The 19,667-nt window shown below is 66.4% G+C and carries 8 protein-coding genes; all 8 read right to left on the minus strand.

Annotation, left to right across the window (positions count from 1 at the left end; all coding sequences use genetic code 11):
• Positions 1-482: 482 nt before the first annotated feature.
• The gene (locus tag AGRA3207_RS13575) at positions 483-3,044 is read right to left on the minus strand and encodes a non-ribosomal peptide synthetase (RefSeq protein WP_231334981.1); all 2,562 of its coding nucleotides are present in this window, start codon (positions 3,042-3,044) and stop codon (positions 483-485) included.
• Between the two features lie 365 nt (positions 3,045-3,409).
• Positions 3,410-4,240, minus strand: coding sequence for an SDR family oxidoreductase (locus AGRA3207_RS13580; protein WP_231334982.1), 831 nt, complete (start codon positions 4,238-4,240; stop codon positions 3,410-3,412).
• 21 nt (positions 4,241-4,261) lie between these two features.
• Complete coding sequence (locus tag AGRA3207_RS13585) at positions 4,262-5,032, minus strand: thioesterase II family protein (RefSeq protein ID WP_338028274.1); 771 nt, start codon at positions 5,030-5,032, stop codon at positions 4,262-4,264.
• Complete coding sequence (locus tag AGRA3207_RS13590) at positions 4,980-5,723, minus strand: thioesterase II family protein (protein ID WP_231334984.1); 744 nt, start codon at positions 5,721-5,723, stop codon at positions 4,980-4,982. The genes AGRA3207_RS13585 and AGRA3207_RS13590 overlap by 53 nt, the downstream gene beginning before the upstream one ends.
• 37 nt (positions 5,724-5,760) lie before the next feature.
• On the minus strand, positions 5,761-6,912 hold the full coding sequence (locus AGRA3207_RS13595; RefSeq protein WP_231334985.1) for a tryptophan 2,3-dioxygenase family protein: 1,152 nt from the start codon (positions 6,910-6,912) through the stop codon (positions 5,761-5,763).
• A gap of 54 nt (positions 6,913-6,966) precedes the next feature.
• Complete coding sequence (locus AGRA3207_RS13600; RefSeq protein ID WP_231334986.1) at positions 6,967-7,944, minus strand: methyltransferase; 978 nt, start codon at positions 7,942-7,944, stop codon at positions 6,967-6,969.
• A gap of 23 nt (positions 7,945-7,967) precedes the next feature.
• The gene (locus AGRA3207_RS13605) at positions 7,968-14,990 is read right to left on the minus strand and encodes a non-ribosomal peptide synthetase (protein WP_231334987.1); all 7,023 of its coding nucleotides are present in this window, start codon (positions 14,988-14,990) and stop codon (positions 7,968-7,970) included.
• Positions 14,990-19,153 (minus strand): amino acid adenylation domain-containing protein, encoded by a 4,164-nt coding sequence (locus tag AGRA3207_RS40465; protein WP_476692283.1) that lies wholly within the window; start codon positions 19,151-19,153, stop codon positions 14,990-14,992. The genes AGRA3207_RS13605 and AGRA3207_RS40465 overlap by 1 nt, the downstream gene beginning before the upstream one ends.
• Between the last annotated feature and the right edge of the window lie 514 nt (positions 19,154-19,667).

Consider the following 19,667-nt stretch of genomic DNA (forward strand, 5'->3'; position numbering starts at 1 on the left):
TTTCATGGATGGACCCACTCGTGGCGGCCAGAGTCATCGGCAAGGAAGGCCGTTGGTGGACTTACCGCATGCCGGTGCTCGCGTCTTCTCCTCGAACGGCACCGAGTTCACCCTTCAGCGGGGGCAGAAGTCCACCCGGGCCACGAAGGGTTTGAGGCTATAGGACGAGAAAAGAGCCACCGTTCTTGCCGATTGCGGAGATCGATTGTCGCCGGACCTTCGCCACCATCGTCGCCGGTCCTCCGAAATTCATAGGCGAAGACTATTCACCCGAGGTGGTCTCTTCAGCATTTCGCAGTTACGATAGCCACCTCATGCACATCGAAGTGATCACGTATCAAGAATTGCTTCCCCATGCCGCCCGGGCACTCCAGGTAGAGAGGCACGGTTCTGCGATCGAACTAATACAAGAAGGAAAGCCCTCGGCTCCGGAATTGGCGAGTTGATCTCAGAACCACGCACAGAAATTGAGAAACGCAACCTTACCTCCGCCGATCCCGTAGCTCGTCGACAAGCTTGATGAACTGGTCGGCTGTCGAGTTGGAGTAGAAGTCGCGAGGCGTGATCTTGGGCAGCCCGGCCTCCTGCATCGAGGTGAGGGCCCGGACTACGAGCAGAGAATTGCCACCCATTTCGAAGAAGTTGTCCTCCATGGACACTTCGGTCTTCAGGTGGTGGCTCCAGATGCCCAAGACCTTCTCGGCGAGATCCTCAGGATGCGCAGCGTCCGCCGAGGCGGGGCCGGACGCGCACTGTTCCAGACTTCCTACCGTTCCCGCGGTAGCCGGGGCGGGGAGTTGGGAGAGGTCCGGCTTCCCGTTGGCTGTGAGTGGTACCGCAGAGATCTCTGTGAGCGTGGAAGGGATCATGTAATCGGGGAGGATGCGGCGGGCATTGTCGAGTATTCGCCAGGTATCGGTCTGCTGCGTGAGCACGACGTACGCGTCGAGCCGACCGCTCGCAGGGTCACCGGGAGAGGGCTCGGAGGCGACGACGACCGCGGTGCTTACGGTGGGGTCGGAAGCCAGCACCGATCGGATTTCGTCCAGTTCGATGCGATGTCCGCGGATCTTGACCTGGTCGTCGAGGCGCCCGAGGTGATCGAGGCGTCCGTCAGGTCGGAGTCTGCCCTTGTCCCCGCTGCGGTAGAGACGTGCACCGGTCTCGGGGTCGGTGACGAATCTCTGCGTGGTCAGTTCGGGGTGATTCAAGTAGCCGTGGGCGACGCCCGCGCCGCCTACGTAGATTTCTCCTGCCGCTCCTGGCGGAAGCACGCGCCCCCTCTCATCCCGTACTGACAGCGACCAGCCGGGCAGAGCACGACCGACCGAGCGAGAGCCTGCCACGAGGTCCGACGGAGTGATCGTCTGTGCGGTCACATGGATGGTCGTCTCAGTGATGCCGAACATGTTCACCACGCGACACGAGGTGTGAGAGTGCCGGGCGAACCAGGGGCTGAGTGTCCGCACATCGAGGGGTTCGCCTCCCAGTACCAAGAGTCGCACCGACAGTTCGGCCCGCTCCGACCGGTCTGCGCGGATGAGCTGAGAGAAGGCCGACGGGGTCTGGTTGAGCACGGTGACTCGTTGCTCGACGAGAAGCTTGTGGAACTCGTCGGTGTCCCGCGCCGTCCAGTAAGGGACGACGACCAGTCTGCCGCCGGTGAGGAGACATCCCCAGATCTCCCACACCGAGAAGTCGAATGCGCTCGAATGGAAGAAGGACCATACGTCGTGGGGTCCCAGCGCGAAGTCCACGGTGGTGGCTTCCATTAGGGCGATCAGATTCCGGTGGGGGATGACCACTCCTTTGGGACGGCCTGTCGAGCCGGACGTGTAGATCACATAGGCGGGATCGTCACCGGTTCCGGATCGCGGGTGTACCGGGTCGTTGCCGGGTGCACCGCGCGCGCTCAGTTCGTCGACGCCCACGATCCGAACGTTCGCGACAGCCGGGAAGTGTTCGTCGTCACCGATGACGAGGGGGATGCGCGCGTCTCCCGTGATGTACCTCAGACGGTCCTCCGGATACCGGTTGTCCATCGGCACGTAGGCGCATCCTGCCTTGAGGACGCCCAGAAAAGCGACGATCAGGGAGGCGTCGCGGTCCAGGCAAATCCCGATCCTGCTTCCGGGGGCGACGCCAAGGGCGCGCAGACCCGTGGCGACCCGATCGGCGCGCTCGTTGAGCTGCCGATAGGTGATCTCGCCGCGTCCGTCCAGGAGCGCTACGGCGTCTGAGAAGCGATGCGCGATGTCCTCGAAACGTACGTCGATCCGCTCTTGGGCACCTAGGTCGTGGCCGCGGCCTCCCAGATGCAGGACCTCCCGCGTCTCTTTCGGCCCCATGACTGGAATCGTCGACAAGGCCGCCTCGCCTGAGCCCTCCACGAATCGTGACACCAGCCGCTCGACCGAGTCACAGAACGTCTCCGCGACCCGCGCTGAGACCATGCCTTCGTCGAACCAGCACGACCCACCGAATCCGCCGTCCGATCGCTCCGCGCCGTGGACCGTGAGCGGGAACGGAGGAGTCAGGCAGGGCACGTATGTGCGGTCATCGCTTGCCTCTGAGATAAGTACGCCGACTCCGGGCAGTTCGTATTCCGCCTCAGAACCGGTAACGGTGTCGAGCAGTGCGAGGTAATCCTCGACACTCTGGTCCTCGTCGATCTCCCGGACGGTCAGGGTGGTCTCCTGCTGTTCGCGAAGCAGATCGAGTTGCCCGACCTCGATCGTTCCCTTCCCGGAGTATCTGGCCATAGTGAGGGCGACGGCGCCCAAAAGCATTTTTGTGTTCGCCCCACGGCAGGACAGATCAAGGGCGCTGACGACGCCACCGCAGTTCGAGTCACCAAGGCCCCAGTCGATGGAGGCCCACCGGGCAGCCGATTCGACTGAGGTCTCGGGCAACAGAGGTGTCTCCTCCGCCGCCTCCGAATCGGAAAGCAGCATTGTCGCCACCCCGTCCAGCGAGGCGCGCGGGACACGTCGTCGAACGGCGACGAGTACAAGGTCGGCGTTGCCGTCGGCGTACCGCAGCAAGACAGTACGCAGCGGCTGATCGTTTCGGACTGGTCGCAGCACCTCTCGTAGCGTCCGCTCATGTGCCACCTGGGCTTCACGCGGAGTCGGCACGGCGGTCTCCCAGAGCCGCGGTCGTCTCAACGCCGGCCACCGCTGAGCCACCTCGTCCAGCCGCCGGCTGATAACGGGGGCATTGACCGGGCCGGACAGCCGTGTGAGCAAGCTGTGGCAGGCGCGTCCCTGCGCTTCCAATCTGCGGCGGAAAGGCAACAGGGGTCTCTCCCGCGCTGCGGAGAGCCGGACTCGGCCGACCGTGCACGGTGGTTCTTCGGTACCTGGGGTCATGGTCGCTTTCCTGCCGGTGCCGGAGCTGTCCCGTGACTTCATCTGCTGGTGAATCCTCCGTCGACGGTGAGCACCGTCCCGGTCACCTGACGGGAGTCGTCTCCGGCAAGCCAGACCGCGGCGCCCGCGATGTCGGAGGCCTCGATGAGCGTGTTCATCGGCTGATCGCGTATGAAGACCTCCTCGTGTTGATCTGCCGACAGCTCGAGCGAACGGGCGATCTCCGAAAGCATCCGGCCTTCGACGAGCGGGTCGTCGCGCACGGAGCCGGGACACAGCGCGTTCACCCGTACCCGGTACGGCGCGTAGTCGAGCGCCGCCGCCTTGGTCAGACCGATAAGGCCATGTTTGGCAGCAACGTAGCCACCGAAATACCGGTAGCCGACCACTCCGGCGGTCGACGAAACGTTGATGATGCTGCCGCACGCCTGCTCGACCATGACAGGGGCGACGGCCTTGACCATTCGCCAGGCGCCGGAGAGATTCACGTCCAGTATCAGCGACCATTCAGACTCGCTCATCTCATGGATGGCGACGCCGGACGGCGCGGCGATTCCAGCATTGTTGATAAGCACGTCGATGGTGTGAAAGCGTCCAAGCGCCTCTTCGACCGCGGCGGCCACGCATCCCGCATCCCGCACGTCCACGGTGGCTGCGATCACGGCGCTGCCGAGTTGCTCGCACAACCGTGCCGAGTGGTCCAATTGGCTGCGACTGCCGAGTGGATAGCGCACTCCGGCCAGATCGGCGGCGATATCGGTGAGCACCAGGTCGGCGCCCTCGCGCGCGAACCGGACGGCGCATTCCCGGCCCAGCCCACGTGCCGCTCCCGTGATCACAACGGTCTTGCCCTCCAGGGACATGCCCATGGCTCACCGTCCCTGTTCCGATCAGCTTCCCGCGATGGTCCGCAACAGCACTTCGGGTGAGTCGACCAGATACATGTGGCCGCCCGACAATTCCAGATATGTGAAGTCCGCCTCGGTGACGTCGCGCCACTGCAGTGCGTGCTCCCTGGTGACCAGGGCGTCCTCTTCACCGCGCAGCGAGGTTACGGGCACACGGAGGTGCGCTTCGGGGGCCGGCTTGTAGTTCTCGTGCATTGCCACGTCCGCCCGGAGCACGGGCAGGAGCAGCTCCCTCAGGCCCGGATCATCGAAGGCCTCATGCCTGTAACCCGCGAACTCCTGCACGCGCTCTAGGAAACCGGCGTCGTCGAGCCCGGTCGCTCTGATGTCACGCCCGTTACACGGGCCGGGTGAACCGCTGACATAGAGGTGCGCCAAACCCCGGTGGCCGGCCCGCTCGAGTTCACGAGCGATCTCGTAGCAGAGCACGGCACCGAGGCTGTGGCCGAAGAGCCCGAAGCTCGGCATTTCTGCGGTGAGGTCGGCGATGCGGGTGGCCAGATACGCAGCGGCTTCGATCACGTCTGTGAAGGGATCGTCCAGGAACAGTTCCTCACGTCCCGGCAACTGCATCGGGAGCACGGTGATTCCGTTCGTCGGTATTTCTGCCCAAGAGCGATAGAAACCGGCCCCACTCCCCGCGAAGGGCAGACACACCAATGGATAGGGCTTGGACGACATGGTCTCCTCATTCTCTGTCTCAGCGCAGGGCCTCAGCCCGCTCCAGAAGATCGGCGAGTATTTCGGATGCATGTGGCAGCAGATAGAAGTGATCGCCGGAAAAGCGCCGGAAAACGCACTCCGCCGAGGTCACCTCCCGCCACCCCGCGAGCTCCTCGGTGGTTGCTTCGGTGTCCTGATCGGCGCTGTACACGACGATGGGGAGATCACAAGGATGGTCGTGCGCGTGTCGATAGGTCTCGAGGAGGCGATAGTCGTTGCGCACGATCGGCAGGATGTGGTCGCGCAAATCCTGATCCGCCAAGGCTGCGGCGCTCCCTCCGACCTTGGCCAGTTCCGCCACGAGCCCCTCGTCGTCGCACAGGTGGATTCCGCCTGCGCGCTGAATGTGCGGGGCGGGTAGCGCCGAGACCGCGAGCAAAGCCGGTCGACCATTGCCGGGACGGAGTCGTCGGGCGGTCTCGTAGGCAACCACCGCTCCCATACTGTGGCCAAAGAACACGGTAGGGACGATCGGCAGAGACCCGATCTCATCGACAAGCCCGTCGGCGAGCAGCACCGCATCGCCGACCAGCGGATCGGCAAGGCGGTCCTCCCTGCCGGGGTACTGCACCGCCAGCAGTTCCACGCCGTGGGGCACCCTTCGCTGCCAGGGCGCGAAGAAGCGCGCCGCGCCACCGGCGTGGGGAAAGCAGACAACGCGTGTGCGGGCCCCGCGTCCAGTCCTGAGCGAACGCAGGCTCGGAGCGTCCACAAATGGCATCGATTCGCCCTTTTCACATACTTCGCTTTCACAATGCTCAGCAGTTGAGGAATGCTCTGACGCCCTGCAACTCACTGCGCTCCGACGGGCTCGCCTTTTCTATGAACTTCTTGAGGTAGTTCGCACCCTCTGTGCCTCCTGATCCGGTGCGTTCGGCCGTCAGATATCTGATTGCAAAACCATAATGACGTCCGCGCCATTGACGCAGCACCTGCAGCAGCTCGTTAAAATTATGCTCGATTTCTTGGTCATCCCCGGACCGGACCCGTCCGCCCAGCCTCTCCCACTCCTCGGCGAGGATTCCGCGCAGCCCAGAAAGGTGGTCGAACTGCTCGAAGATCAGTTGCTTCTCCGGGTCGAGGCCGTACAGCACGATCTCCATGGCGTGATAGTTCATGGACTGCACGGCGCTGGCGTCACCTGTCTCGTCACGGAAACCCATGAAACGCTCGGGCGACATGGTCCACAGCACGCCGAATACCTCGTTCAGCAGCGTGGCCGCGAGCGTGGCCTGCCGAAGCCTGACCCGTGCCTCCTGTACGTCGCTTGCGCGGACTTCGGCGGACCTCAGCACGAACGAACGGACCAGAAAGAAGATCATCTCGCAGGCGTGCACGGACCTGAGGAAGAGATGTTCATCGTGTTTGTCGGACTCCGGGAAGTCTGTACACCGGGCCAGCACGAATCGGTTCCAGCGCCTCCGTGGGTCGAACCGCCGTCGTCGTAAGACCGCCAGTAGCGCGAGATCGCCCGCCGGATCGAGGGTCAGCTCGTACACCCGGTCCAGAAGAGCCCGTAGTCTTCGCCGCCGTTCCATCGAGACAGCCGGGTCGATCGCGCCGTCCGGCGGTCGCCTTTCCACCTCGAGCAGATCGCAGAGCGTGACGGCCAAGGCCTCTGCGGCGCCGGTGATCGGGTCGTCCGGGTATCGGGCCAAGAACCAGTTGTAGACGTGCAAATTGGTATACCGGTAGTACCTTGGAATCGGCGATCCTCGGCTGAACGGGCGGGTCAGCAGTTCGAGCAGCTCTGCTTCGGTATCGCTTTCCGCTCCATCGCAGACCGCCGCCGCGGCCTCGTCGTAGAAGCGGGACAGTTCATCGAGCCGTTGGGGTGTGAGCGCCGCGCGGCCTCTTTCGCACTGAATTCTGATAATATGCTCGCATCTTTCGGGTAGGCGCAGCGACAATGGGTCACCTCCGCAGGAAGCAGGCGGTTTGAGAAGCTCGGGAATTGGCCGCTCCTAGGCGGGCCGACGTGCCATGACGAGGTGTTTGTCCCCATCGGTGCGACGCACTTCGCATTCGGCGAATCCCGCCGATTCGAGCAGCTCGATGTACTCCCGAGCCGATCGGTGGCGTCCCTGCGTCTCCACATGCATCGAAAGGTTCATTACCGCAGCACCGATGGGGCCGCTGCGGTCGTCGGCGAACAGGCGCTCCATCACCAGGATCCGGCCGCCCGGTACGCACGCCTCGAAGGCCGAACGCACCAGCTCACGACAGGCGGCGTCGGTCCAGTCCGAGAGGATGTAACCGAAGGCGACGCAGTCACCTTGGGGCAGCGGGTCCCGGAAGAAGTCCCCCGCTCTGAAGGCCAGGCGTCCCTCTAGTCCGTACTCACGTCGTCTGGCCTTCAAGAACGGCTCGACCTCTGGCAGGTCGAAAACGGTGGCCCGCAGCGTCGGATTGCGGCGCAGTGCGGCGATGGCGAACGGGCCGCAGGCCCCGCCGACGTCGATGAGCCGCGTCACCGAGCCCAGGTCGGCGAGGTCGGCCAGGCGTCCGGACGCGTGGTGGCTCAACTGCCACATGGCGGCCATGAACCGCTCGGTCGACGGCCCGTCCCGGTAGATACGGGTGAACGCATCCGGCATCCCCGCGTCCACCACCTCCTTGCCGCGACGCAGGTACTCGTCCAGCAGCTCCAGCTGGCGAGACGCGTCGGTCACCAAATGGTCGACGAATCCGCCCAGATAGCGATCGGCGTCCGGGACGAGGAAGGCCGTCACCGCGGCAGGGAGGCCGTATCGGCCGCCTCCCGCCTCTTCCAGTAGGCCGAGCACTTTCAGCAGCAGCATCAACCGCTCCAGGGTCTCGGCGTCGAGCCCGAGGTCGGCGGCGATGGCCGACGCGGTCGCCGGGCCGTGGCGCGACAGGTGGGTGAATACACCGTGCCGGTCGGCCAAGCGCAGGGCATGCGTGCCATAGATTCCGAACACAGTGCTCTCGAGTCGAGCCGGGATCATCTCGCCACTCCGAAGAAGTCGGTAACGTCCGCGGCGATCAGTTCGACCGACGGCGGCCGTAGGAGGCTGCCATGGTCGCCCGGGAGCCGCCGCAGGGACAGCCCGGCGGGAAGGCCCTGCCAGCCGTTGTACTCGTCGTCGAACAGCACCGGGTCGACCTCGCCCCGGTCGATGGGTTTGAAGAGCAGGACGTCGATGTCCGCCCTCGTCGCGGTGCTCGCCCGCAGCAATCGGTCACTCTCCCGGATATCGTTCTCCATGAAGCGGTCGAAATGCTCACCGGTTCGCCGACGGCGTTCCAGTAGGTCACCGACGTCGAAGGCAGAGAGCGCCTCGGCCCGCGGGCCCATGTTGTGGGCGTCGAGGATCACGACACCCGCGACGCTCTCCCCCGATTCCCTGAGGACCTGTCCGATCTCGTAGGCCAGCGTGCCGCCGAATGACCAGCCCAGCAGACGATACGGGCCTTCGGGCAGATGCCCCTTGATGAGCCGGGCGTACTCCTCTGCTGTCTCCCGTAGCGATCCGAACCGATGCTCCAGGTCATCGAAGGACGGGTTGTTCACCCCCACGCAGCGCAGGTCCGGAAGCAGGTCCACCAGGGGCTGGTAGCAGTACGCCATGCCGCCAGCCGGGTGGATCATGCAGAGGGCCGGCCCATCTATGCTCGGCGGTGACACGGCTCCGGCGCCGAACTCGATGAACGTCGGGAGCGTCGGGCCGCCTCCGGCCCGGCTCACCAACTCCGCCAGCCGTTCGACGGTGCGGCATTGGAAGATGTCGGCCACCCGGATGTCCAGGTCGAACTCTCGCTCGATGTCCCCGGCCAGCCGGACGGCGAGCACGGAGCTGCCCCCGGAGGCGAAGAAGTCGTCTCGCAGACCCGGCGCGGGCCCGCCGAGAACAGCCCGCCACAACCCCCGCAGCGCGTACTCGACCGAGGTCATCATGATGGGATCGTCGGGACGGTCGGAGGTCACCCGATCGGCGGCGAGGGCGCGAAGCGCGGTGACGTCCACCTTCCGATTAGGTGTGAGCGGCAACTCCGACAGCACCACGTATTGGGTCGGTCGCAGGTACTCGGGCAGATGCTCGTCGGCATGGCGGCCGGCGTCGTGGGCCAGGCGGTCGTCGCGACCATCATCCCCGGCCGAATCGCCCGCCGGATCGCCCTTCTGAATGAACGCGACCAACCGGGCATGCTCCCCCGAACCGAGTGTGGTCACGACAGCCCGCTCGACACCGGCGACTGCGGACAGCGTCACCTCGACCTCACCGGGTTCGATCCGGAACCCCCGGATCTTGACCTGCGCGTCGCGGCGGCCGAGGAACTCCAGGGTCCCGTCGGCGCGCACTCTGACCAGGTCACCGGTCCGATAGAAGCGAGTACCGGTTTCAGGGTCGGTCCCGAACGCCGCCGCGTCCAGGTCAGGGCGTCCGAGGTAGCCAGCGGAGAGCCCGGCTCCCGCCAGATGCAGTTCTCCCACCACGCCTTTCGGCACCGACCTGCCGGAATCATCCAGAACGTACGCCTGCGTGTTGGGTAGCGGACAGCCGAGGTGCACGCGTTCATGGCGGGTCAACCGAGCAGCGGTACTCCAGATGGTGGCCTCGGTAGGGCCGTAGACGTTCCATGCGGCGTCCGTCTCCTCGCCGAGCCGGTCCGCGAGGGTCTGCGGCAAGGCCTCGCCACCGACGACCGCGGTGAAGCCCCGAGGGCCGCTCCACCCGGTGTCCATCAGTGTCTGCCATGTGGCCGGGGTGGCTTGGAGGACGTTGATGTCGTGCCGATCCAGCCACTTTAGGAGCGAGTGCGGGTCTCGCTGGGCCGGCTCGTCTGCCACGACAACGGTTCCCCCGACGCTGAGCGGGAGAAGCAGCTCCAGCACCGAGATGTCGAACGCGATGGTGGTGATCGCCAGAAGGCGGCAGGCCGCGCCGAGACCGAGGACTTCGGCCATCCCCCGCAGGCAGTTGACCAGGCTCCCATGAGAGATCACCACGCCTTTGGGGCGGCCGGTGGACCCCGAAGTGTAGATGGTGTACGCGACCGTGGCGGGGCCGATCTCCACGGATTCGGGCGGTCCACCCGTTGCGGTAATGGTTTCCCAGGTCACGCAGGGCAGCACGGAGAAGCCTGGATCGCCCAGAGCCACGCGGGCCCCGCAGTCGTCAATGACGTACGCGATCCGCTTGGCCGGGTGTTCAGCGTCCACGGGTACGAAGAAGGCTCCGGCCCGCAGGATCCCGATCAGCGCTGCCGGAAGCCTGCGGTCGCGGGGCAACGCCACGACGACCGGTTCGCCAGGGGTCACGCCTTGCCGCCGGAGGCCGATGGCCACTCGGTCTGCAAGCTCCGACAACTCGCGGTAGCTCAGCCGGCCCTGTGCGTCCTCGACAGCGGTGCAGTCGGGGACACGTCGGACCCACTCGGCGACCAGGTCGGCCGTCAGCTCGGGCCCATAGTCGCGGACGGGTCCGGAACCGATGCCCCGCAGGGATTCGCGGGTCTTCACGGACACCATGCGGAGGTCGCGCACCGGGCCGTCGGGACAGGAGACGACGGACCGCAGGCATGTCTCGAACCCCTCCAGCCACTCCTCGACCGTGGCCGAGGTAAGGACCGAGGTGGCATGGTCGGCGCGCAGGAACGGCCCTCCAACGCCGCCGGTCTGGACGTGCAACGACAGGTCGAACTTGGCGGTGTCTGCGTCGAGCGTCAGCAGCTCGGCGGTGACACCGCCGAGGTCGAGCCGCCCGGGAAGATCGTCGGCGAGGGTGAACATCGTTTGGAAAACCGGAGTACGGCTGAGATCCCGGGCCACGTCCAGATGGTCGACCAGAAGCTCGAACGGCAGATCCTGGTTGTCCTGGGCGGTGACGACCGTCTCCCGAACTCTGGCGACAAGGTCGGTGAAACGCTCGGTCTCGTCGTAGCGCAGTCGCAAAACGAGGGTGTTGGCCAGCAGGCCGACCAGCCGATCGGTTCCCAGATAGTGTCGTCCCGCGACCGGCGTGCCCACCACGACGTCGTCACTGGCCGCCATCCGGCCCAGCCACACTTGGAAGGCCGTCAGGTACAGCACGAACTCCGTGACACCGCAGTCGGCGGCCAGCTGCCGCAGGGCCGAGCGCAGGTCTTCGGCCAACGGACGGAACGTGGTGACGCCGCTGTAATCCTGTACAGGCGGCCGAGGGTGATCGGTCGGCAGCTCCAGCCGCTCGGGAGCACCGGCGAGTTGGGCCTTCCAGAACGCCAGTTGCTCATCGATCCGATCGGCTCCGATCTCTCGCTGCCAGCTGGCGTAGTCGACATAGCGCAGCGGCACCGGCGAGAGCGTCTCGCCACGGGACAGGGCGGCGAGCTCCGACAGCAGAAGTTCAGCGGACCAGCCGTCCACTGCGATGTGGTGAAGGCAGACCAAGAGGACGCTGTGCTCGTCGTCCAACAGCACGTGCCTGGCCCGCAGATTCCCCCCGGCCGTCAGGGCGAACGGCCGGGCCAGGTCGCCGGCCGCCAGACGGCGCCACTCGCGCTCACCACTCGGGTGGTCCAGTTCGCGCAGATCGCTGATCTCGACGTTGACGGGCGTCGCCTCGAGGATCCGCTGCACGGGTCCGCGAATCCCCTCGACATAGGCGGTCCGCAACACCTCGTGGCGTTTCGACAGAGCGGACAGGTACCGACCGAGTTCTACGGTCGACACACGTCCGGTCAGTCTGAGGACCAGCGGAACATGGTAGGCCGGGTTGCCCTCGGTCAGCCGGTCGAGGAACCACATCCGTCCCTGCGCGAACGACAATGGCCACTCCGACCGGTTCGCTGCGGGTGGGATGGGTTCCGCCGGTTGCCGTCGGCCCTCAGGGTCCACGACGTTCTTGGCGGCCAACGCCTCGTCGACGCTTTCGGCGACCTCGCGCAGCGTGCTCCGCTCGAATATCCGCCGCACCGGCACCTCGACACCGAAGTGTCCGGTGATCGCGTGACCGAGCTTGACCGCTCGCAGCGAGTTGCCACGTAGGAGGAAGAACCCGTCGTCCGGCCCGACCGTCTCCACCCCCAAAAGGTCGGTCCAGATCGCGGCCAGCCTCCGCTGGGTAGCGGTGCGCAGACTCGACGGGTCCCGGCGCAGGAAGTCGTCCGCTTCGGGCGGCGGAAGGTCACGCGGCTGGAGCTTCGAACTCCTCCGGTTCAGAGGCAGCTCGTCCAAAAGTACGTAGACCTCGGGAACCAGGTGAGCACTGAGCCGCTCGGCCAGGTGGTCTCTCACATCTAGCCGTAACCTCGCGCGTGCCTCGTCCGCGACAAGGTCGGTCTCGTCTTCGGGTACGACATACGCGATGAGGTACGGGGCATTCCGTCCCTCAGTGGAGACGACCGCCGCGGCGCGCAGCACCTTCCGGTGGGTACGGAGCGTCCGGACGATCACGTCGAAATCCACCCGCCGACCACGCAGCTTGATCTGGTCGTCGCGGCGACCCTCGAAGACCAGGTTGCCGTCGGGCAGGCAACGACCCATGTCTCCGGTCCGATGAATCCGCACCGACTTGCCGCCCGGGCCGAGCGGAAGGGTCGTGAACCGCTCGGCGTCCAGCTCCGGTCGGTTCAGGTAGCCGAGCGCCAGCCCTGCGCCGGCGACGCAGATCTCGCCGATCATGCCGGGAGGCAGGGGCTGTCCCGCGTCGTCCAGGATGTGGATCTGCAGGTTGGACAGCGCGGACCCCACCGTTCGGGCCGGGAGCCCGGCCCGGTGGACGAAGCTGGTGGTCAGGACCGTCACCTCTCCGAGCCCGTAGTTGTCGGTCACCACCGGTACACGCGCCGCCAAGGTGGCGCGCAGGCCGGATGGGCACGGCTCGCCCCACAGCAAGAGCGTTCTGACGTCGGGAAGGGCGGCTACCGGAAGGGTCTCGGCGACGCTGGGCGGCAGACCGACCACGGTCACGCCGGGTTCATGCAGTGCCGCAATGCCCACGTCCGTCGAGCCGCAGGTGTCGTGTGTTCGCGGGAGCCGTAGTTCGGCACCGTTGGCGAGCGCGGTCGTCCACTCCCACACCGAGGCGTCACACGTGGCGGCGGAGAACTGGAGAACGACACTGCCGGGTCCGATCCCCAGGGAGTCCCGATGATTCAACGCAAGGTTGACGATGCCACGGTGCGGCAGACGGACCCCCTTGGGATCTCCTGTAGTGCCGGAGGTGTAGATCACGCATGCCAGGTCGTCCGGATCCACGCCAGAATCGAAGTCGGTCTCATCCAGTCCCGGCAGTTCCGGCTCGATCTGCTCCCAGACCAGAAGCCGGTCATCGGAGCCGAAGCCCACTGCCACGGCAGCGTGTGCCAGCAGCAGAGAGGCTCCTGCGTCGGCAAGCGTGTGCCTCCGGTCTGATACCGGGGCGTCCGTGTCGATCGACACGTAGGCGGCACCTGCCTTGACGACCGCCAGCCAGGCCACGACCCGTTCGATCGAACGCCTCATGCAGAGGGCGACTACGTCACCATGCCCCGCCCCGGCGGCCTGCAACCTCCGGGCGAGCTGGTTGGCCGTGGCGTTTAGCCAGGCGTAGTCCCAGGTCTGTCCACCGTGACGTAGCGCGACGACTCTCGGAGTCGTCGCGGCGCGCAGTTCGATCAGTTGGTGAACGGTGCGCACCTGCAGATAGTCCGGTCGTGACCGGAACCAGCCGGCCATCCGGCTACGCTGTCCGGTAGAGAGCAACGGCGCGGACTCGACCGCCTGCTCGCAATCGTCGGCCATCGCCGTCAGGCACGCGACATAACTTTCGGCCAGTTCGACCACCGAGTCGTCGTCATAGAGCTCGACGGGGTATTCCAGCCGGAACTCGATACGGCCGTCTCGCTCGCCGGCGAACAGCATCTGATCGAATCTGACCGCGATCTCGGGGGACGGCCTCAACATCGTTTCGAGGCCGTGTAGGCCGAGCGGCTGCCCACTTTCCCCCCAGGTGAAGAGCACCTGGGAGAGCGCGGGCACGTTCGCCTCGCGCTCGGTCGCGACCGCATCGACGATCTGCTGAAACGGCACGTCGGCGTTGCTCATACTGTTCAGGAGGCCGTTGCGAACCTGGGCCAGCGCGTCGGCGAAGCCCATCCCGGGCTTGAGGGTCAGTCGCACCGGAAGCGTGTTGGTGAGCAGGCCGACGGTATCGCCGAGACCGGGCCGCAGCCGATTCACCACTGGAACCGTTCCAAGAATGTCGGTGGTGTCGCCGAAGCGGGCCAGGACCGCCAGGTACGCCGTCATCAGCGTCATGGCGAGACTGGAGCGATGCTCCTCGCCGAACGTGCGCAGCCGCCCGCTCAGCTGTGGGGATAGGTTGAAGTCGTGTCGACGGGCCTCGCCCGGCCAGGTGGTTCGTTCTCGTTCGAACGGCAGGGTGAGCCGGTGGGGGGCATCCGCCAGGCCCTTCTTCCAGAATTCCAGCTGCCGGGTCAGGTCGGAAGGCTCACGCTCGACGTCCTGCTCGAACGCAATGCCCGGAGCGGGCAGTTCGGCGTTCTTTCCCAGGACGGCCGCACTGTAGGAGGAGGCCAACTCACGCAGTAGGATGCCGACCGACCACCCGTCCACCAGGAGATGGTGCACGCACAGCGCGAGCCAGTAGCGGTCCGGTTCGACCTGTGCCAGCGCCGCTCTGACGAGCGGTCCTTGGTCGAGTTCGAACGGTCTCCGAAGAAACTCCGCGAGCCGCGTCTCCTGGTCCTGCTCGGGCAGGTCTTGCCAGTCGAGCTCTACAACGGCCACCACCGGGTTGCCGCAGTCCTCGGCGTAGGGTTCGCCGTCGTCCTCGAGGAACCGCCAACGCAGCACCGCGTGCCGTTCCAATAGTGTCCGTACGGCGACGGCCAGCGCGGGGACCTGCGGCGCTCCGCGTAGCTCCAGAACCACCGGAACGTTATAGGTGCCCGGCGCCGGTGCAATCCGCTCGGCCAACCACATCTGCCGCTGGAACCGCGACATCGGCAAACGTCGCGCGCCGGTGGGAGTGCTGGTCATCAACGTCGTCCCCTGTCGTCGATCAGTCGCGCCAGCCGCGCCACCGTGGGTTGGTCGAACACGTCTCGGACTTCCAACTCGATCCCGAACTCCTCGTACGCGGCGGTGACGAGTTGGACGGCCTTCAGCGAATGCCCGCCGTTGCGGAAGAAGTCGTCGTCGAGCCCGAGCTGCCGACCTTCCAGAACGGTCTCCATCAGAGTTCGCAGCCTGCGCTCGGTCGGGTTGGGTTCTTGGGCGGGTCTGTTCCTGTCCAGAACCGTCTGGGGGCGCGGCAACCGCGCCGCGTCCACCTTGCCGCTCAGTGTGCGGGGCAGCTCGTCGACCTGGCAGAGCCAGGCGGGCACCATCGCGTCCGGCAGCGTCCGCCTCAGCCGATCGCGCAACCCGCCCGTGTCGAGTGGCCGCTCGGCGACCAGATAGCCCAGCAACCGGGCCTCCCCTGCCTCGGTGTCGAAGATCACCGCCGCTTGGTCGACACCGGGCAGTTCGAGTAGTCGGGCACGCACTTCGCCAGGTTCGACCCGGATGCCGCGGATCTTCACCTGGTCGTCGAGCCGACCGAGGAACTCCAGAAGGCCGTCGGCCGACCGGCGCCCGCGGTCGCCCGTGCGATACAGCCGCGTAGGGCGGCCTCCGACCACGGCCTCGACGAACGAGACGGTCGTGGCCTCGTCCAGACGGTGGTAGCCCTCGGCCAGTCCGACTCCGCCGACACAGATCTCCCCGGCGGTACCGGGGGGAACCGGTCGAAGACGTTCGTCCAGCAACCACACCTCGGTGTTTCGGACAGGCAGCCCGATGGTGTCGGCGACATGGTGGACGTCAACCGGGAACACCGTGGTCGTGACGGTCGCCTCGCAAGGCCCGTACACGTTGAACATCCGCGCCCGGCCACTCCAGTCGTCGATCAGACTCTGCGGGCAGCTCTCCCCCGCGGCCAGTAGCACCTCGACGTCGGGAAGGGCGTGCTGCGGCAGGGCGGCCAGAACGGTGGGGGTGAGCGCGGCCACGTGAACGGGAGGATGCCGGTCCGGATGATGGAGCCGGTTCACGACCTCTGCGGCGGCGTCTGCCACCACGGTGAGTGCCGCCCCGTTGAGCAGCGCGGTGCTCCATTCCCAGACCGATCCGTCGTGGCCGCACGAGGCCAGCGACAGCACGTTCCGGCCGGGTCCCACCCCGAAGTGGTCGTGCTGGGAGAGGGCCAGGTTGACCACTCCTCTGTGCCGGATCCGCACCCCTTTGGGTTCGCCGGTGGAGCCCGAGGTATAGACGATGTAGGCCAGGTCATCGGGTCCGACCTCGACGGAAAGGTCACCGTCATCGAGGTCGGCCGTCGTCCGCTCGTCCAGCACCAGGCGGCAGCCTCGGTGGCCGATCTTGTCGGCGTTGGCCCTGTCGGTGACGACAAGGTCGGGCGCCAGATCGTCCAGCAGCGCGGCGATGCGGGACGAGGGGTTGCCGCCGTCGATCGCCGAGTAGCAGCTTCCGATCTTGAGCACCGCCAGATATGTGGCGAACAGGTCCACCGATCGACGCATGCAGACGGCCACCACGCGACCGCGTCCCGCACCGTCGGCGAGCAGGAGCCGTGCGATCCGGTTGGCCCGGCTGTTCAGTTCCCGATACCCGACCGTGGCCCCTGGGGTGCTGATCGCGCACTCGTCGGGATGGAGACGCACCATCTCCTCGAAGCGTTCGGAAACGGTGATTTCCGGAATCGGGCGGCGTGGACCCCTGAGACCTCCGGTGTCGGAGTCGTCCGCGCGGTCGAGCACGGTGGCCGTTTCACTGAGGGGCATCTGTGGGTCGGCGGCCACAGCGTCGAGTAGATTCAAGATCTCGTTGAGCCAGCGTTCCGCGGTCTCGGGCAGGAAGAGGCCGGTCGCGTACTCGATGGTGAGCTCCCACCGTCCGTCCCGCGGCCGGAGGAGCACGCTGACTTCGTAACGGGCCGCGGTCGACTCGAGCGGTACGGGGATCGCGGCGGGCAGCGTGGAGATCCGGTCGGCGTTCTCGTAGACGAACGTGGTCTGAAAGAGCGGATGCCGGGAGGTGTCACGGTCGATACCGAGACCGTCGACCACGTTCTCGAACGGCACTTCCCGATGCTCGTGGGCGACCAGAACCTGGTCTCGTACGGCCTGTACGTGATCGGCGAACGTGCCGCCCGCCGCAGGGCGGACACGGAGGGCCAGCATGTTGGCGAAGAAACCGATGAGCCGTTCCAGGTAAGGATGGTTCCGCATGTCGACGGGGGTGCCCACCACCACTTCGTCCTGGCCGGTGACATGGGAGAGCCAGGCGGTGTAGGTCGCCAAGTAGAAGGCGAAGGGTGTCACTCCGAGACCCCGGCAATGCTCCTCGATACCGCGGGCCACTTCGGACGACAGCATCCGGCTGACGCTGGATCCGGTGAAGTCCTGCCGAGCGGGCCGGGGCAGGTCCACCGGTGGCACTGACATCGTCGGTGCCTCGGCCATGGCCCGACGCCAGAAGGCGAGCCGTCTGGTCACGTTCTCCCGGGTGCCGCGCTCCAGCTGCCAGGCGGCGTAGTCCGCGTACTGCACCGCGAGCTCGGGTAGCTCGGGCTCGCGGTGTTCGAGTTCGGCCCGGTAGGCGATGTCCAGCTCGGCGGCGAACACCCCCACCGACCAGCCGTCAGAGACGATGTGGTGCAGCGCGGTGAACAGTAGGTGCCGGTCCTCGGCCAGGCGCAGCGCATGGAAGCGGAACATCGGGCCGTGCTCCAGATCGAACCGGCACCCGGCCAACTCTCGCAAGCGTCGATCGGCGTATGCCGCCCGGTCGGCCTCCGATGCGCCCGGGCAATCTTCGACCTCCAGCTCAACGGGCATCCGCTCATGCACGACCTGCCAGATCCGCCCGTCGGCGGCCTGGAAGGTCGTACGCAGCACCTCGTGCCTGTTCACGATCCGTTCCACGGCCCGCCGCAGTTCCGGCCAGCGCATCTCGCCGTCGATCCGGACGGCCGAGGGCATGGCGTAGACGGAGCCGCGCCGCTCGGATGGGACGAGCTGCTCGGCGAACCACAACCGCTGCTGCCCGGAGGAAGCCGGAGATCGTGAGGCGTACCGTCGCCGCAGCGCCGCATCCGTATCAATGTCTGACACGTCGGCGCGCAAGGTCTCGATGAGCCTGGCCTGCGCGAGCACGTCGGGGTTGAGGAATATGCCGCGCAGCCGCAGGTCGACCCCGAAGACCTCTCGGACGCGGTTGAGCAGGAGCGTCGCAGTCAACGAGTGGCCACCAAGGGCGAAGAAGTCGTCGTCGGGCCCGGGCGTGACTCCCAGCAACTCGGCCCACAGGTCCGCGAGGATTTGCTCAGTGGCATCGAATCGCCGGTCGCCGACCGCAGTCCGCGACTTTCCCTCCGCAACCGCCGGTGCCGGCAGGCGGCTACGATCGAGCTTCCCGTTGTGCGACAAAGGCAGGCGACTCAACACCACATAGTGCTCAGGCACCATGTAGGACGGGAGGTCGCGTTCCAGTGCTGCTCGCGCCCTCTGGGACAGCACCTGCCGGAACGGGACGGCCTCACTGACCCGCGTATCGGCGCGCTGTGTGTCGGCCACTGGCCCGGCGAAGAAGGCGTGCAGTACCGTTCCGCCCCCGGCGGCGGCCCGTACGATCCGGTCACTCGTCGGGTCGAGGTCACCGATTGAGCAACCGCCGAGCCCGTAGCGCGCGCCGGTCTCCGCCAGGCGCTGTATCAGCATGCCCACCGGGAGCCCCGCAGCCCATACGGGGCAGCACCCCGCAGTGTGGTCGACGACGAACACGGAGGCCGAAGCGCTCTGGTAAATGGACCAGTTGTCAGGGTTCGACAGGTCGGGTGCGGGCTCGGGTCCGTCGAGACCGACCCAGTGGCCTTCCTCCCAACGCCACCATCCGGCCGACAAGGCACCGGCGACGTCCGGCCGGAGGTCATTCGGCTTGACATGGACCAACACGGTGACGCCAGTCGGGAGCGAGCCGGAAAGGGTGCCGTCGGCTTCTTCGGAGGACGTCCCTGGTTCGAGGACCCCCAGCAGTCGGCAGTCAGGTCCTTCCAATACCAGCGACGCCAGCCCACCTGGGTCGTGGTCCTGCCGCAGCAGCCAGCTCGAACGGGTCGCTTCCATGACGAGCTCTGCCATCGCACCCGCCTCGATCGCGCTGTAGAGCAGTCCCCGGTCGCCGTACTGCGGTTCGATCGCCGCTCCCTTGGCCACCAGCAGCAGGGCCGGCCCTCGGCCGCCGCGGGCGGTCCGCCAGGCAACGGCCGCCTCCACAGCGCCTACCTGGCCCCATTGGCGTTTTACAGGGTCGAGGTAGAAGACCCCTGCCGGCACGTCCGATGTATTCTTGCCGCTGACGAGGTAGGTCTGGACCGGATACAGCGCGCCAGCCGATCCGTAGCGCCGTCTAGGCAGCGCGGACTCTTCTGTCCAGCAGGCCAGCAGTGGCCGGATGGCCTCATTGATCGTCCACTCGGCGCCCCGGGCTGGCCTGGGCGCGAGCGCCTCGGTGAGCCAGGCGGCCAGTCCCCGCCGTACCGGCGCCCCCGTGAAGACCCGGAAGCTCTTTCGCGAGCTCAGGGCCTTCACGTCAGGGTCGGCCTCGATGGGTTGGCATATTCCGTCGACGACGCGTAGCCCATGCTGCCCGATC

The sequence above is a fragment of the Actinomadura graeca genome, from assembly GCF_019175365.1.
GTDB lineage: Bacteria > Actinomycetota > Actinomycetes > Streptosporangiales > Streptosporangiaceae > Spirillospora > Spirillospora graeca.